Here is a 15,818-nt window from a genome sequence, read left to right as displayed (position 1 = left end):
GCGCCCGGATGGCGGTGGCGCCCGCGATCAACCGAAAGTGAATGCATAGGCATCGACACCCGGATCGAGGAACTCGATCGAGAACGTGCGATCGGCGATCGCGCCGGGCTGCCGGACGAGCTGGTACAGGCGCTGACCGGTGACGGTGCCGTAGCCCTGCGCGTCGACGTCGGCGCCATGCGCGGCGCCGGGCGCCGCGCCGTCGAGCGTCACGCGAAAGCGCACGGGCCGGCCGTTCGTGCCGGGGCCGAGCACGAGATGCAGATCGCGTGCATGGAAGCGGTAGACGATCCGGCCATCCGGCGCGGCGAGCGACGCGCGTTCGGCGCCGACGTTCCACGTGCCCGCGAGGCCCCAGCCGTTGAGATCCGGCCGGGCCGGCACGTCGTAGCGGTGCGCCGCGTCGCGTACGACGCCGCCCGGCGACGCGAAGCTTTCCGCGCGCGCATAGCCGACGTAGGTTTCGGGCGAACGGACGTCCGCGCTGTCGGCGGCCGCGAGCGCACCCTTCGCGGGCGCGCCGGCGAGCCCGAGCGGCACGTTCAGCGCGTCCGGATGGCCGGCTTCGGCGAGCAGCGACTGGATCGCGCGTTCCGATTGCGCGTATTCGCCTTCGCCGAAGTGGTGATGACGGATCCGACCTTGCGCGTCGATGAAGTAGTGCGCGGGCCAGTATTCGTTGTTGAACGCGCGCCAGATCGAATAGCCGTTGTCGATCGCGACCGGGTAGTCGATGCCGAGGTCGTGCACCGCCTTCTTCACGTTGCCGATGTCGCGTTCGAACGCGAACTCCGGCGCGTGCACGCCGATCACGACGAGCCCGTACGGCGCGTACTTGCGCGCCCACGCGGTCGTGTACGGCAGCGTGCGCAGGCAGTTGATGCACGAATACGTCCAGAAGTCGACCAGCACGACCTTGCCGCGCAGCCCGGCCGCCGTCAGCGGCGGCGAGTTCAGCCACTGCACCGCGCCGTCGAGCGACGGCAGCGTGCCTTCGACCGGCAGCGCGGCCGCGGGGGCGCCGGCCGCACGCATCATCGCACCGTCGGTCATCGCACTGCCGCCTGCCTGCGCGCCGTCAGTCGCGGCGGCCATCATCGCGCCGCTCGTTGCGCCATCGGCGGTGCCGGTCGCGGCCGTTGTTGCCGGTACAGCGTTCGAGCGTCCGCCGAGGCGGTCGACGAGCTTCGTTTCGAGCCCGCCCGTGGTGACGGTCGACAGTTGCGCGAGGGCGCCCGTGTCGAGGCCGAGCGCGATCGCGCCGACACCGGCCAGGAGCGCCGCGCCGATCCCGCGCCGGATCCATTCGCCGGCGCCGAGCGAGCGCTTCATCGCGGCGAACACCTTGCCGCCGATCACGAGCGCGACGCCGAGCGACGTCGCCGCGCCGGCCGCATACGCGACGAGCAGCAGCGTCGTGCCGACGCTTGCGCCGCGCAGCGCGGCGCCGGTCAGCACGAGGCCGAGGATCGGGCCCGCGCACGGCGCCCACAGCAGGCCCGTCGCGACGCCGAGCAGCAGCGATGACGCCGGGCCGGCCGGGCGGCCGTCGCGTTGCGCGAACCCGGTGAGCCGGTTGCCGGCGGCGACGAGCGGGCGCGTCAGGTGTTCCGCGAAGCGCGGCATCAGCAGTGTCAGGCCGAACACCGCGAGCAGCACGATCGCGATCCAGCGGCCGGCCTGGTTGGCCTGCGCGACCCAGCCGCCGCCTACGGCGGCGAGCGTCGCGACGACGGCGAACGTGAGCGCCATGCCGGCGAGCAGCGGCAGGCCGGTGCGCACGAACGGCTGGTCGGCGCGCGCGAACACGAACGGCAGCACGGGCAGGATGCACGGGCTCAGGATCGTGAGCACACCGCCGAGATAGGCAAGGACGATGAGCAGCATGGTGCGTTCTCCAGTCGGACGGGAGTGGGGCCGGGTCAGGCGGCGGCCGGGTGGAAGGCGAGCGCGACGCCGTTCATGCAGTAGCGCAGGCCGGTCGGCGCCGGGCCGTCGTCGAACACGTGGCCGAGATGGCCGCCGCAGCGGCGGCAGTGCACTTCGGTGCGGACCATCCCGAACGACGCGTCGGTGTCGGTGCCGACCGCGTGGTCGAGCGGTTTCCAGAAGCTCGGCCAGCCCGTATGACTGTCGAACTTGGTGGCCGACGAGAACAGCGCGAGGTCGCAGCCGGCGCACGCGAACGTGCCGTGCCGGTGCTCGTCGTTCAGCGGGCTGCTGAACGGCCGTTCGGTGCCGGCTTCGCGCAGGACCGTGTATTGAGCGGGCGTGAGCCGGCGATGCCATTCGGCGTCGCTGTGCGCGATCTCGAAAGAAGCGGCTTTGGGTGAGCCGGCCGGCGGCGCGGCGAAGGCGCGACCGACCAGCGCGCGGCGGCCGGCGGACGACAGCGCCGCGAGCGCGGCGAGGCCGGTGGCGCCGGCGAACAGCAGGTGTCTGCGGGTGGGCATGATGGGCTCCTGGAAGCAGGTTCTGAAAACATGCGCCCATCGTAGGCGGCGGCCGGTGTCGAAGTCCTCACGGAAAGTTAAATGAATCGTGATGATTTACCCGGCGTTTCGGTCAGGGCAGCTGAAATCTTCTCGAGCCGTGTCCGGAAAGGGTTTGCGGGAAATTGATGGCCCGGCGACTTCCACGAAAATCCTGCACGAACCGCAACTTTTTAGTGTCTTTTTAATGTTCGCGGTGTGGGTAAGCGCTGCTCAGGATACGCGGGCCGATCGGGCACGATATCGATGGAGGACGATCATGGGTGCATTGACGGTTCGGCAAATCGAAGCCGCGAAGGCGACCGGAAAGCGGTATTTCCTGTCGGATGGGCGGTGGGCCGGCGGCCGAGACGGCACGCACGCCGCGTTGCGTGGCTGGTGCCGGGGCCTGTCCGCCCGAGGACTGCGGTGGTCCCGCCGGTTACGCGGAATTGGGACGCACGCTGGCCGGCCGGATGACCGACGAAAAGCGCGACCTGCATCTATCTGTTCGTCGATGTTTCGGAAAAGCTGGGCCGCCATTACCGCGGGCAGCGGATCCGCGATGTCGACCATCTCGCCGAGTTGCTGCTGACGGAAGCGCACGTCGCGGTCGTTCCGGGCGCTGGCTGTGGCGATCCCAACTGCATCCGGATCTCTTATGCAACGTTTCCATCCTTTTCTCTCCGGTTCTAGGTGTGATTTGAAGCGAACTACCGAGTCAGCCGCACTTCAGATGAGCGCGGTCTGCTTGCGCTGGCGGGAGGCATCCCGCGCCAGAAGAAAAACACGAGTGCGCCTGCGAGCGCCTGTGCACCGACGACGAATGCGACGCAGCCCACCCAGCCCCAGCGATTCCATGCGGTAACGGGCAGGACCGAGCCGAGGCTTCCGCCAAAGTAGTAGAAGGACAGGTAAATGCCGATCGCCGTCGATCGTGCACTCCGTGCCGCTCGCGAGATGAACGCATTGGCCGACGCCTGCTCGACGAACACCGCGGTGGAACTGAGCGCGAGACCGGTCAGGATCGCGCTGACACTGCTCGACAGCGTCAGCAGTGCACCGACGATCGCGAGCCCTGTCGCCGCGAGGGCGAGATCGCGCGGGCCGCGTTGAGCCGCGACGCGGCCCGCGAGCGGCGTGACGACGACCGCGACGAGAAATACCGCATAGATCGCGCCGATCTCGACCGTATTGAAGCCAAATGGCGCGCTGGCCAGTCGCAGTCCGACGAAGGTGAACGTCGCGACTTGCGATGCGAGCACGCATGCTCCGACCAGAAACGACGCGAGCAGCGGGCCACGCGTCAAGAGCGTCCAGCGAGACGTCGACGCACCTTCGTCGTCCGGACGCGCGGCGCCGGATGCCGGCAGGCACGCGTGGATCGCGAGGCCCGTTGCGAGACACAGGAACGCGACGAAATCGAGCGCGTGACGCCAGCCGAACGCGGACGTCAGGGTATTGGTCACGAAGCGTCCGGCGAATCCGCCGAGCGTCGTGCCGGCGACGAAGAGCGCACTGACTTCCGTCGCCGCGTCGTGACTGAAGATCTCGCCGATGCAGGCGATCGAGATCGCGAAGATGAACGGCATCAGCATGCCCGCGGCAAAGCGGGCAGCGAGGAACGATGAAAAGCTCGTCGCGTGCGCGGACCAGAGAACGGGGAGCGCACATGCCACGGCGGCGCACGAAATGACCGTTCGGCGATCGAAGCGGGCGGCCAGAGCACCGACGAACGGAGCGATAATGGCAACCGCCAAGGTGGTGGCGCTGATGCCCTGACCCGCCTGTTCGGCGCTCACGTGGAATGCCGCAGCGAGTTCGTGCAGGATGCCCTGGGTCGAATAAAGATTGAGAAAAGCCGCAAATCCGCACAGGAAAAATGCGAATCGAATGGTTCTGTTGCCCACTGGTGACGCCCTATCTGGTTTGTGTGACAGTCTGACGAGTGGGCGACACGCGCGCCAATACTGTTTTCGTGGCCATTGATACCGAAAAGACAAGAATGCTCGACCTACGCCGCCTCCGCTATTTCGTGACCGTCGCCGACGAATTGCACTTCGGACGCGCGGCGTTGCGTTTGCGTGTCGCCCAGCCGCCTTTGACGCGCCATATCGCCGCGCTTGAAACTGATCTGGGTATCCGGCTGTTCGAACGATCGACACGCGCGGTCCAGCTCACGCCGGCAGGCGCGCTGTTTCTCGAACACGCAAGGAGCGTCATTCATGCAGTCGACGAGGCGGAGGCAACGGCGCGCAAGATGGCGCAAGGGATGGTCGGTCGCGTCGTGATCGGCTATGCGAGTTCCATTCCGATGTCCGACGCGTTTTCGGACATCATCCGCAAGGTGAGCCGAAGCATGCCGGAAGTCGAGTTGGCGTTTCGGGAAGTATCGACCGCGAGTCAACGCCAGCAGATCGCCGTCGGCACGATGGACGTCGGATTCGGCTGGTCGGCGGCAAAGACGTCCGGGGAGCGTATCCGGTCCCTCGTCCTATCGCGGGAGCCGCTCGTCGCCGCGGTCCCCGCGCAGAGTCGATACGCGGGTAAGGCGACGATCGCGTTCCGTGAACTCGTCAAGGAGAATTTCGTCACGTTCCCGGCGGGTTACGGTTCCGCGCTGAATGCGGCGCTCGAGGATCTGTGCGCCCAGGAGGGCGTTGCGCCGCAGATAGGGCCTACCGCATCGCAGATGACGACGCTGGTGTCGCTGGTGGCAGCGGAGCGCGGCGTCGCCATCGTGCCAGGCTTCACGTCGACGCTACAACGCTCGGGCGTCGCCTACGTGCCGCTGGCGACGCCGCATGTTCTCGAGTTGGTCGTCACATGGTCCGAACCGTTTTCGTCGACCTGCGTCGGGCAGTTCATCGAGTTCGCGAGGTCGGCCGCGGCCGGCTAGACGCGGCCGGCTAGGCTTCCAGGCCCTTCTGCACGTACCACGACAACGGCAGTGTCAACAGCAGGACCGAGGCCAGCGCGAGCAGCGCGATCGGGACGCCCGCGATGTCGCCGAGACGGCCGAAAAGCACCGGCGACAGCGCGCCGCCGCCGATCGTGCCCGTATAGAACAACGCGAACGCCTGCTCGCGCTTGCCGACACCGGCCAGTTCCGGCACCACACCGTAGAGCACGGACGATGTTCCGTTCAGCGCCAGTCCAAGCAGCGGCAGCATCGCCATCATGGCGAAGAGCGGCGAGAACACAGCGAGCGCGATCAGCAGCGACGTGGCCGACTCCGTGAGCCACACCGTCTTCATCATCCCGATGCGCGCCCCCAGATAGCCGCAGAACAGCTTGCCGAACGCACCGCCCACGAACAGCAACGTGAGCGCAAGACCGATACCGGCAGTGCCAGCTCCCTTGCTTTTGAGCAGGAACGGCAGAAACGTCAGAAAGCCCATCCGCACGGCACTGTCGAGGGTGCCGGTCGCGAGCAGCGCATGCAAGCCGCCGGACGAACCGCTGCCGGAGGCCGCTTTCGGCGTCTTGTCGCGTGCCGTGCGCGATGAGTCGCGCGACGGAATCAGCCACCACAGCAGGCCCGCCGAAACCACGCCCAGCAGGCCGATCAGCGTGGCGCCGGTGCGCCACGTCACGACCGTCAACAGAAGGCCGATCAGGCCTGGTATCAGCGTCTTGCCGATGTCTCCGGAGAAGTTGTATTGGGCCAGCGCCTCCTTCACGCCGCCGCCTGCCTCGTAGGAATCGGTGACCATCGACGATGCCAGAGGATGCTGCGTGCTGGCGCCCAAGCCGCCCAGCGCCAGCGCGATCAGCAGTACCGTCAGCCCACCGGCCTGACCGGCGATCAGATAGGCAACGCCCGCGAGGGCGGTCCCGGCCACCAGCATGCGCTCGCGCCCACATCGCCGCGCTGCCTGGCTCGCAAGCAACTGAAAACTCGCATCACGCCGGAATAGAGCCCGCGTAACAAGCCGATCTGAGCGTAATTGAGTGCGAACTGGGCCTGCCAGATCGGAAGCAGCACGTAAATGACGTCGGTCAGCCCGTCGTGGACGGCGTGCGCGCCGCAGGCGGCGATCAGCGAGCGACGACGGGACGGATCGGGGACATGCAGAGCCTCACGAGAGACTTCGCTTTTCAAATCGCTCATTTTGTTGATTATGTGCCGGATGTTGGTCGCGGTTCGCCATCATTCCTGGAGACCAAGCGGCGGAGTAGCGAGCTCGTTGAGATGGAAGTATCGCGAATTTGCCGCAGGCGATCGGCAATTCAGATACGCCGATCCGTGCTTCCGGCTATCGACGATATCGATGTGCTCGCCGATTGCGGGCAGTGCCGGGCTACGCGTAGGACGCGTCGATGATAAACCAGAACGTCCCTCGGTCGGCCTCGTGTGATTGACCGGCGAGGCCGAGCCGTCGATCCGCTTCCACGAAGCGGAGGGAATGGCCCACGGCAGGCCTGGCGACGGCACCCCGTGCCGTTCGCGTCGGCACCGCGCCGCTGCCCCGACCCTCGCGTCATCCGGCCTCGTCCGAGAGCGACACGGGCGCAGCATGCTGACCGTCGCGCTCTGCCGTCGACTCCTGGCTCCGGCGGAAACCGGTATCGGCCCCGAGCGCATGAAGGATCGATCGGCCCTTCTTCGTCAGATATGCGCGCCGACGGCCGGGGGCGCCATGTTCGAGCATGACGAGTTGTCGTTCGAGCAACGCATCGAGTTCGGCGCGATTCATGTCGAGCTGATCCGGCGCCTCGCACACCAGCATCAGCGTCGCGAATTCGTGCGGGCTCAGCATGGCCGCCTCCCGTCGCGCACGGAGCCGCCGCCGGCAGGCGTGGCGAAGAAAAACGAAATATGGTGCAGCGCGCGTCCGCGGGTGGCGACGCGACGGCGCGGCAGCTTCGGTCGGCCGATCACGGCGGGTGGATCGATGCGACGCAACGCGAACGGCTTGCGCGCGGCGCGTACTCGAGCACCGATCGGCGCGAAGCGACCGTTGCCGTTGCGCGCGACTCGCCGGCCGGCCGACAGACCCGCGACGACGCGTCGTGGCCGGCGGCCGACTTCCGTTAGCCGATCGGAGGTAAGGAAAGGATCGTTCATGATTCGCTCCCGGTTGGACCTCGCACGGAGGACGAACCGGACCACGCGCTCCAGTTCGTCGATCCGCGAGAGGCCTCGCTGACAAACAAATCGAAACACGCAGCGCGTAAGCCGCGGCTGCTTGAGCGATACCAAAATAGGACGGCAAGCGCGGATTTCAAGCGCCGTTTTTGCGATGATTCGCGCGGCCCGTCGAGGCCGCACCGGCGCGCGTCGCGCGGCATCGCGAGACGCGCGACGGTCGGACGAACGCGGTTCTGGTCTGAAACATTTTGTTACACATGCACTTTCTTCCCCCTCTTGAAGTGCGCTTCACGCGCCACTATTTCGCTTTTCGCCAATCGACGGCACGCCGGCGCATCGCAGCCTTTGCGCGTGCAGGCGCTGGCGGATTCCCTTTTCCAGGTGATCTCATCGCTCAGGAGATGAAAATGCAGATTCGTCCCCTCTACGACCGGGTTATCGTCAAGCGAATCGAACAGCAACGGACGACGGCCTCCGGCATCGTGATTCCCGATTCGGCCGCAGAACGGCCCGAGCAGGGTGAAGTGATTGCAGTCGGCAGCGGCCGGCTGCTCCAGGACGGCTCGCAGCGCCCGCTGCAGCTCCAGGTCGGCGACCAGGTTCTCTTCGGCAAATATGCAGGCCAGACCGTGAAGGTGAACGGCGAGGAACTGCTCGTGATGCGCGAAGAGGACGTCATGGGCGTACTCGAACCCGAATCGCCGGCTGCCAGGAAAGCGGCCTGAATACCGATTCGACCGCGTCGCACGGGTAGGAGCCCGATGCGCGCGGCATCTCGTTCAACGACTGTATCCGGAGCAAGAAAATGACCGTAAAAGACGTGAAATTCCGCGATGGCGCCCGCCAGCAGATCGTCAAGGGCGTGAACGTGCTGGCCGACGCGGTGAAGGTGACGCTCGGCCCGAAGGGCCGCAACGTCGTGATCGAGCGTGGCTTCGGCGCGCCGGTGATCACGAAGGACGGCGTGTCGGTCGCGAAGGAAATCGAGCTGAAGGACCGCTTCGAGAACATGGGCGCGCAGATCGTCAAGCAGGTCGCGTCCAAGACGGCCGACGTGGCCGGCGACGGGACGACCACCGCCACCGTGCTCGCGCAGGCGATCGTGCAGGAAGGCATGAAGCACGTCGCGGCCGGCATGAACCCGATGGATCTGAAGCGCGGCATCGACAAGGCCGTCGGCGCGGTGCTCGATGAGCTGCGCAAGCTGTCCCGACCGATTTCGACCCACAAGGAAATCGCTCAGGTCGGCGCGATTTCCGCGAACTCGGACGATGCGATCGGCAAGATCATCGCCGATGCGATGGAGAAAGTGGGCAAGGACGGCGTGATCACCGTCGAGGACGGCAAGTCGCTGGAGAACGAACTCGACGTGGTCGAAGGCATGCAGTTCGATCGCGGTTACGTGAGCCCGTATTTCATCAACGATCCCGCGAAGCAGGCGGCCTATCTCGACGATGCGCTGATTCTGCTGCACGACAAGAAGATTTCCAGTATCCGCGACCTGCTGCCGATCCTCGAAGCGGCGTCCAAGACCGGCAAGCCGCTGCTGATCGTCGCCGAGGATGTCGAGGCCGAAGCGCTCGCGACACTCGTCGTGAATTCGATGCGCGGCATCCTGAAGGTCGCCGCCGTCAAGGCGCCGGGTTTCGGCGACCGGCGCAAGGCGATGCTGGAGGATCTCGCGATCCTGACCGGCGCGACGGTCATCTCGGAGGAAACCGGCAAGCAGCTCGACAAGGCCACGCTCGAGGATCTTGGCAGTGCGAAGCGTGTCGAGGTGCGCAAGGACGACACGATCATCATCGACGGCGCGGGCGATGCGGCGCGCATCGATGCGCGCGTGAAGTCGATTCGCGTGCAGATCGACGAAGCGACGAGCGACTACGATCGAGAGAAGCTGCAGGAGCGTGTCGCGAAGCTCGCGGGCGGCGTGGCGGTGATCAAGGTGGGCGCGGTCACCGAGGTCGAAATGAAGGAGAAGAAGGATCGCGTCGACGATGCGCTGCATGCGACGCGCGCCGCGGTCGAGGAGGGCATCGTGCCGGGCGGCGGCGTCGCGCTGCTGCGCGCGCGCGCGGCGCTGTCGGACATCCGGGGCGCGAATGCGGACCAGGACGCCGGCATCCGGATCGTGCTGCGCGCGCTGGAGGCGCCGCTGCGCATCATCGCGGCCAATGCGGGCGACGAGCCGTCGGTCGTGGTCTCGAAGGTGCTCGAAGGCACCGGGAACTTCGGCTACAACGCGGCGACCGGCGAGTACGGCGATCTGGTAGACGCGGGCGTGGTCGACCCGACCAAGGTCACGCGTACCGCGCTGCAGAACGCCGCGTCGATCGCGAGCCTCGTGCTGACGACCGATGCGACCGTCGCGCAAGCGCCGAAAGAGGACGGCGCCGAGCCGGCTCCCGCGCCCGAACTCGGCTACTGACCTGCATCGCAGGCTCGCCTGCGATCGTCGAACAGCCGCTGGCCGGAGCGGCTTTTCCCGGCGCGCGCGACAGCGGGGCGCGCCGCCGCCTTTTCATGCTTGCGAGACCGACCATGAAGCTCGAACTTTCGATCGATTCCAGGCCGCTGCACGTCGAACTCGACGACGTCATCGCCGGCCTGCTCGCTGCGCGGCTCGGCCTGCCGCCGGAGGGCGATCATCGCGGCGCGATCGGCCGCTACCTCGGCGATGCGGCGGGGCCGTGGACGCTGGATGACGACCATATGCGCAAGCGCGTGATGCGCCGCCTGATTCTCGACATCGCCGATCCGACGCTGGTCATCCAGTACCTGATGGCCGACCAGACCGACCAGACCGACCAGAGCGGGCCCGGCGAAGCAGGCGAGTGACGCGCGCCGAACGCGCGTCCGCCCGTCCGGCGACGTATCCGGCGCGCCTCCTGTCGCTGCGCCGGCGCGTCGGAATCGCCGTCGCGCGCGGGGAACCGCGACTCAGGCGCCGTCCGGCTTGTCCGGCTTGCGGCCCTGGGGAGCCGGCGGACCCGCGCCCAGCTCGGCACCCGTCACCGGGTCGCTGTTCGGATCGGAGGCGAGTCGCTGCGCCATCGCCTCGATGGCGTCCGCTTGCTGCGCGTCGAGCATGCCTTCCGCAATACCGCTGCCGCCGTCGACCGCAGGTTCGGCGGGGCGGATTTCGAGTTCGCCTCCGTGGTTCCATGGCCCGACCAGCGGTGCCGCGTCCGGCTGCATCCGGAAATACACGTGATCGTACGGCGCCTTCGGCGGCAGCTTGCCCGGCGGGAAGTTCGCGGTGATCGCATACAGCGCTTTCTCGAACGACATCTGGTGCGACACCTCGCGCGTCATCAGGAAGCCGAGCGCGTCGCGGATATCCGGATCGTCGGTCACGTTGATGAGCCGCTCGTAGATGATCTTCGCGCGTGCTTCGGCCGCGATGTTCGAGCGCAGGTCAGCCGTCGGTTCGCCGATCGTGTCGATGTACGCTGCCGACCACGGCACGCCGCCCGAATTGGTCAACGGCGCGCCCGCGCCGTACAGCACCTGCGTCACGTGGCTGTCGTTGCCCGCGCCGTGCAGCTTGCGGTACAGCTCGGCCTGTTCGTCGACCGCTTCGGCCAGCTCGCCCTTGGCGCCGCGATTCAGCATCGCGGCCATCGAGCCTATTACTTCGAGGTGGCTCAGCTCCTCCGTGGCGATGTCGAGCAGCATGTCCTTGCGGCCGGGATCCTCTTCGGTGATCGCCTGCGTGAAATAGCGCATCGCGGCGGCGAGCTCGCCCTGCGGGCCGCCGAACTGCTCGAGCAGCAGGTTGGCGAGTCCCGGATTCGGCGCGCCCACGCGCACCGTGTACTGAAGCCGTGTGTTGTGGATGAACATGGCATCTCCGTTGAAAGGGTTGCGCGACATTCGCCCGGCCGAATCAGCACGAATCGATCCCGTGGGCGGCCGACGATTCCGGGCATGTGCGATGGCGGCCGATGCGGGCCGCGACAGGGGCGGCTTCTCGTGGGCGCTGGTGCGGTTCGTCGTGCGGCACGCGTGCATCGTGCCGACGGGCGGGAGTCGGCGCAGACATGAACCGGCGCCGGGCGACGAAGCAGCGATCGTGCGATCGGCTCGCGACGGGCAGCGTCTGGTGGGCGACGCTGCCCGCCGTCGATGCAAAGCGCCGCATGCGAACGCGGCAGAGACGGCGGCGACCGAGCGCGCGTCGCGTGACCCGCGGTCGGCGGCGCCGGATTTTCAAGCGGTTGTCATTTCGGCTGCATAGGCCGTGTCACGCTGGCATGAATGCGGCGCGATGCGGCATGCCGACGATGCGCGGGACCGGCCGCGTCGCCAATGCGCGATGCCGGTTTCGCACGGGAGTACAGAAGGCGACGCTCGACGGGAGCGACGTGGCGCCGCATCGTCGGTGAGCCTGACGACGACAGGCGCGCGGGCCGAGCGGCGCTAGCGGACATGCCGCGTCATCGCGCTTTCAGCATTTCGTCGGCGAGCCGATACGCGCTGACTGCGCGCTTCGATTCGTAGTCGGCGATCGTGGACACGTTGCGACCGGCGTCACGCGACAATAAACCCTGCAGCGCGGCGGCGGCGAAGAAATCGCGAAGATCCGGGGTGGCGGCTTTCGGCTCGGGTGGAACGGGCTCGACGAGCGGATCCGGCTTCCAGAAAACGGGCGACAGCGGCGACGCTTTCGATAGAGCGGCTGTTTGCTTGATGCTCACATTCTGGGACAACGGTGTCATGTCTTCCCCTTCGATCAGGTATCAGTTGGTGAAGTAGTGAAATATCCCCGATTGAATGAGCGAGCATCGTGTCGTTTTTTTTTTGAGCGGTACTAATGATTGATCGACGCGAATATTCGCCGGTAATACGGAATCCGTCAAAGAAAATAAATTGGCTCCGCCTAGTGTGTCGGAGGAGCAGGATTCGTTCCCGCTAGGCGCAGGGACGAAGCGGCGTTTTTTGCGAACCGGAGTCGATGGTATGTCGGCATGGATGACGTTCCGGTGACGCGCCGCGAGACCTCGTTGACCCTGACTTTTTCACGTCGACGGCGGTCGATATGGTGCGATTTATCCCGGCACGAACACGCCCATCGCCGCGATCGCCATCGCGAGCGTCGCGGTCCATCCTCCCCACGCAAGCGGGCCTCTGACGGCAAACTTGCCCATGACCCGTTTGCTTCCCGCCATCAGCATCATCACGACCATGATCGGAACGGCGCTCACCCCATTGATGACGGCGCTCCAGTAAAGCGCGCGGATCGGGTCGAAATGCATGAACGTGAACGCGATTCCACCGACGATCGCCAATGCGATCACCGCATAGAATTCGGGCGCGACGCCCAACTGCAGTGCGAGACTGTTGCGCCAGCGAAACGTGCCGGCGGCCGCATAGGCGGCCGATCCCGCAAGCACCGGCAGCGCCAGCAGGCCGGTGCCGACGATGCCGAGCGCGAACAGCACGTACGCGAAGTGACCGGCAAGCGGCTCGAGCGCCCGCGCGGCGTCCGCCGACGTTTTGACGTCGATGCGATGCGCGTTGAGCGTGGCTGCTGCAGTCAGCACGATGAAGAATGCAATCACGTTCGATACGCCCATGCCGAACCACGTGTCGAAGCTGATCCGGCGCAACTGCGCGGGCGCCTGGCCCGGCATGCGCCGCAGCGGCCGCTGGTTCGGCACGGCGTGCAATTCCTCGACTTCCTGGGACGCCTGCCAGAAAAACAGGTACGGACTGATGGTCGTGCCGAGCACGGCGACGACCGTGGTCAGATAGGCGGCGGTCAGTTGCGCGTGCGGCATCACGATCGCGCGAGCAACCTCCGCCCAGTCGACCGGCACGATGAGGGCGACCGCGACATAGGCCAGCAGCGTCAGCGCCGTCCATTTGAGCAATCGCGCGTAGCGGTCGTACGGGACGAACACCTGCAGCACGACCGACACGCCGCCGAGGCACACGATGTAGAGCTGTTGCGGGCCGGGCAGCAACAAATTGACTGCCGCGCCCATGGCCGACAAGTCGGCCGCGATGTTGATCACGTTGGCCGTGATCAGCAGCACGACCGTCGCGTACAGCAGCCATCGCGGATAGTGCGTGCGCATGTTGGACGCGAGCCCCTTGCCCGTCACGCGGCCGATGCGCGCGCTGACCAGCTGGATGGCCGTCATCAGCGGGTACGTCAACAGCAGTGCCCACAGCAGTTCGAAGCCGAATTGCGCGCCCGCTTGCGAGTACGTGCCGATGCCGGAAGGATCGTCGTCGGCGGCGCCAGTGACCAGACCGGGGCCCAGGCGGCGGACCCACGTGACGGCGTTCGGGTCCGGGTCCGTCGGCTCGGGCTGAAGCAAATCGTTGTCGTTCATGATGGCGCGCCTCCCGAGGAGTGCAGCAGGCGCAATCGCCGTGCCCGCTCGATGGGTATCTCGCGCCGGCGGCGCAGGCGGGCATCACGGTCCGTTCAGCGTCGCCGTGTTGCCCGCGTCGACCTTGATTGCCTGTCCCTTCGACACCAGTCGGCCGCCGGCCATGCTTCCGCCGCCGAGGCGCAACTTCAGGAGCGCCGGTTCGTTTGCATCGAGTCCCGACAGATAATCCAGACCGTGCAGTCCCGCGCGATCATGGAACGGGATGAACAGGAAGAGCAGAACTCCGACGTGGGGACCGGGCACTGGGTGCGGATGTCGAGCCGCCGGGCAGAGAACGGATAGTCGTCGATATCGATTGCACCCGCATCGAATCGCTTTTGGAGGGTGAGCGGCGTGACGGCGTAGCGGAGTTAGACGTGATCGGCCCACAGCGTGTTGTTGAGCGACGCCGGATCTTCGGGGGTGTACGCAACGATCGTGAGGCCGTTCCGGTCCCGGTGCTGGATTTCGTATCGGCTGACATCTATCGACTTGCGGCCGGCACACGCGATTGCCGCAGGCGGCGCGAAACAGATCAAACGCATCCGGTCATGCATGTCGTCCTCCCGCGCCTCGCGGTTTCGGTTCGCCTGCAATACGACGGTGCGCGACGTGGCGTTACGTCCGGCTACCCGCACCGTCGGCGGCCGAGCCCGTTGCGTGCATCGCCTGGTCGAGAAGGGCATGCGCGGCTTGCCACGCGCGCGCGGCCGCCGCGGAGTCGTTGAACGCCCGCGCTTCGACCGTGGCGCCGTCCAGCAGCATCATGAAGACGGTCGCCAGCCGGTTTGCGGTTTCGGCCGGCACGAGCGCTTCGATCAGTTCGGCGATCCATTCGACCATTTTGCGACGATAGCGGATCGCGACATCCGAGATCGGTGCATAAGCGGTGCCGAATTCGGCCAGCGCACGCTCGAACAGGCAGCCGGCAAATTCAGGTGTCCTGAACCATGCTGCGTACCAGTCGAAGATGGTCTTGACGCGCTCGACCGGATCGACGACGTGCTGCAACTGAGCGTCGATGCTGCCGACGATCAGGTCGTAGCGCTGCACCAGCACTTCGCGGATCAGCTCGTCCTTGCTCGCGAAATGCCGGTACAGCGTCATTCGGGCGACACCGGAATCGTCGATGATCCAGTCGACGCCCACCGGGTGGAATCCGTGCCTGGAGAACAGTTCGGTCGCTTTGTCTACCACCAGCTGGCGTTTGTTGGCTCGCACGAACGGCTTCCTCCTCGATATTTCAACGGCGTAGACCGATTATTCTAGCATCATGTCGGTGCATGAAATCGGCCTCCCGGCTCTGTTTGACGGCAGTTCGGCCCCGCCAGTCTTCGCTTGTCGAGCCGGTTATCGAGTCGTCTTGACTATTGGATAGACCGATATGTATCATTTGAAGCCAGTGAGCAGTGATCGTATTGCGTGGATTAAAGAGACAGAACGGGGCAGGTTCCTGCGTGCCGTTTTTCCGCCGTATCAGCCGCTGCAACGATGTTTCAAGACGAAAAGAGAACCTGAGAGAACCTTGGTACGCGGGCCCGCGGACGATGTTCGCCGCACCCCGCACCGGCCGGGGCATGCTCGCGGGCGAGCGCGCGAAGCAATACGGCGCCAATGAAACGTGAGGAAAATACCCATGTCTCGCCGTTTACTCGCACCGGGGCTGCTGCTGCTGTTGCTGTTGGCCGCGTGCGCGCAGGATCCGTCGGTTACCGCCGGCACGGTACGGATCTGCGACGACACCGGGTGTTCCGATCGCCCTAAAGATCAGGTCTCCTATCAAAAAAGTGACGACGCGGAAGACCGCGAAGATCCGCGCATCGCCGCGCTCAAGCAAACCGCGAAAACCCAGCCGAAGGCCGCCTA

General features: G+C 66.1%; 15 protein-coding genes and 3 pseudogenes. 7 read left to right on the top strand and 11 right to left on the bottom strand.

The features are described 5' to 3' along the window. Positions 1-27 precede the first annotated feature (27 nt). Together WS61_RS08700 and msrB are read right to left on the bottom strand one after the other, a co-directional pair. Entirely contained in the window at positions 28-1,887 is a 1,860-nt protein-coding gene (locus WS61_RS08700) for a cytochrome c biogenesis protein DipZ (protein ID WP_059500104.1), read from the bottom strand. Between the two features lie 35 nt (positions 1,888-1,922). Then, positions 1,923-2,453, bottom strand: coding sequence for a peptide-methionine (R)-S-oxide reductase MsrB (gene msrB, locus WS61_RS08695; RefSeq protein WP_059500103.1), 531 nt, complete (start codon positions 2,451-2,453; stop codon positions 1,923-1,925). 365 nt (positions 2,454-2,818) lie between these two features. Between msrB and WS61_RS36050 the strand changes: the two are divergent. Then, positions 2,819-2,956, top strand: a pseudogene (locus WS61_RS36050) (hypothetical protein); the annotation flags it as partial. 16 nt (positions 2,957-2,972) lie between these two features. Further along, a complete protein-coding gene (locus WS61_RS36045; protein ID WP_373557113.1) occupies positions 2,973-3,167 on the top strand; it encodes an aminotransferase class I/II-fold pyridoxal phosphate-dependent enzyme in 195 nt (64 codons plus the stop codon). Positions 3,168-3,184: 17 nt separating this feature from the next. On the opposite strand, the gene WS61_RS08690 is transcribed toward WS61_RS36045, so the two are convergent. Next, positions 3,185-4,381: an MFS transporter gene (locus WS61_RS08690; protein WP_059500102.1), complete on the bottom strand. Its 1,197-nt coding sequence runs from the start codon at positions 4,379-4,381 to the stop codon at positions 3,185-3,187. A gap of 95 nt (positions 4,382-4,476) precedes the next feature. Between WS61_RS08690 and WS61_RS08685 the strand changes: the two genes are divergently transcribed. Next, positions 4,477-5,370 carry a LysR substrate-binding domain-containing protein gene (locus WS61_RS08685; RefSeq protein ID WP_059500101.1) on the top strand — a complete coding sequence of 298 codons (894 nt, stop codon included), beginning with the start codon at positions 4,477-4,479 and terminating at the stop codon, positions 5,368-5,370. A gap of 10 nt (positions 5,371-5,380) precedes the next feature. Here the strand turns inward: WS61_RS08685 and WS61_RS08680 are convergent. Together WS61_RS08680 and WS61_RS08675 are read right to left on the bottom strand one after the other, a co-directional pair. Then, positions 5,381-6,585, bottom strand: a pseudogene (locus WS61_RS08680) (MFS transporter). A gap of 370 nt (positions 6,586-6,955) precedes the next feature. Next, complete coding sequence (locus WS61_RS08675; protein WP_059500100.1) at positions 6,956-7,234, bottom strand: hypothetical protein; 279 nt, start codon at positions 7,232-7,234, stop codon at positions 6,956-6,958. 739 nt (positions 7,235-7,973) lie between these two features. Here WS61_RS08675 and groES point away from each other — a divergent pair. The 3 genes from groES to WS61_RS08655 all read left to right on the top strand — a co-directional run bounded on the left by groES (position 7,974) and on the right by WS61_RS08655 (position 10,404). Next, entirely contained in the window at positions 7,974-8,291 is a 318-nt protein-coding gene (groES, locus tag WS61_RS08665) for a co-chaperone GroES (RefSeq protein ID WP_006482399.1), read from the top strand. An 80-nt stretch (positions 8,292-8,371) separates the two neighbouring features. Further along, positions 8,372-9,994, top strand: a complete 1,623-nt coding sequence (gene groL / locus WS61_RS08660) for a chaperonin GroEL (RefSeq protein ID WP_059500098.1) — start codon at positions 8,372-8,374, stop codon at positions 9,992-9,994. Between the two features lie 113 nt (positions 9,995-10,107). Further along, positions 10,108-10,404, top strand: coding sequence for a hypothetical protein (locus WS61_RS08655; RefSeq protein WP_059500097.1), 297 nt, complete (start codon positions 10,108-10,110; stop codon positions 10,402-10,404). Between the two features lie 102 nt (positions 10,405-10,506). Here the strand turns inward: WS61_RS08655 and WS61_RS08650 are convergent, their stop codons facing one another. From WS61_RS08650 to WS61_RS08625, 6 genes are all read right to left on the bottom strand, one after another. After that, positions 10,507-11,412 carry a manganese catalase family protein gene (locus WS61_RS08650; protein WP_059500096.1) on the bottom strand — a complete coding sequence of 302 codons (906 nt, stop codon included), beginning with the start codon at positions 11,410-11,412 and terminating at the stop codon, positions 10,507-10,509. A 593-nt stretch (positions 11,413-12,005) separates the two neighbouring features. Continuing rightward, positions 12,006-12,287: a hypothetical protein gene (locus WS61_RS08640; protein ID WP_059500094.1), complete on the bottom strand. Its 282-nt coding sequence runs from the start codon at positions 12,285-12,287 to the stop codon at positions 12,006-12,008. Between the two features lie 330 nt (positions 12,288-12,617). Beyond that, the gene (locus WS61_RS08635) at positions 12,618-13,910 is read right to left on the bottom strand and encodes an NRAMP family divalent metal transporter (protein ID WP_059500093.1); all 1,293 of its coding nucleotides are present in this window, start codon (positions 13,908-13,910) and stop codon (positions 12,618-12,620) included. 84 nt (positions 13,911-13,994) lie between these two features. Next, the gene (locus WS61_RS35580; RefSeq protein ID WP_257127210.1) at positions 13,995-14,216 is read right to left on the bottom strand and encodes a hypothetical protein; all 222 of its coding nucleotides are present in this window, start codon (positions 14,214-14,216) and stop codon (positions 13,995-13,997) included. A 107-nt stretch (positions 14,217-14,323) separates the two neighbouring features. Continuing rightward, positions 14,324-14,509, bottom strand: a complete 186-nt coding sequence (locus WS61_RS35575) for a hypothetical protein (protein ID WP_257127209.1) — start codon at positions 14,507-14,509, stop codon at positions 14,324-14,326. A gap of 61 nt (positions 14,510-14,570) precedes the next feature. Next, a complete protein-coding gene (locus WS61_RS08625) occupies positions 14,571-15,173 on the bottom strand; it encodes a TetR/AcrR family transcriptional regulator (RefSeq protein WP_059500092.1) in 603 nt (200 codons plus the stop codon). Between the two features lie 415 nt (positions 15,174-15,588). Between WS61_RS08625 and WS61_RS32915 the strand changes: the two are divergent. Continuing rightward, a pseudogene (locus WS61_RS32915) lies at positions 15,589-15,818 on the top strand (sel1 repeat family protein); the annotation flags it as partial.

The organism is Burkholderia sp. ABCPW 11, from assembly GCF_001523445.1.
Lineage (GTDB): Bacteria > Pseudomonadota > Gammaproteobacteria > Burkholderiales > Burkholderiaceae > Burkholderia.
The sequence above is the reverse complement of the archived record's forward strand: the minus strand, read 5'-3'. Positions and strand labels throughout refer to the sequence as shown.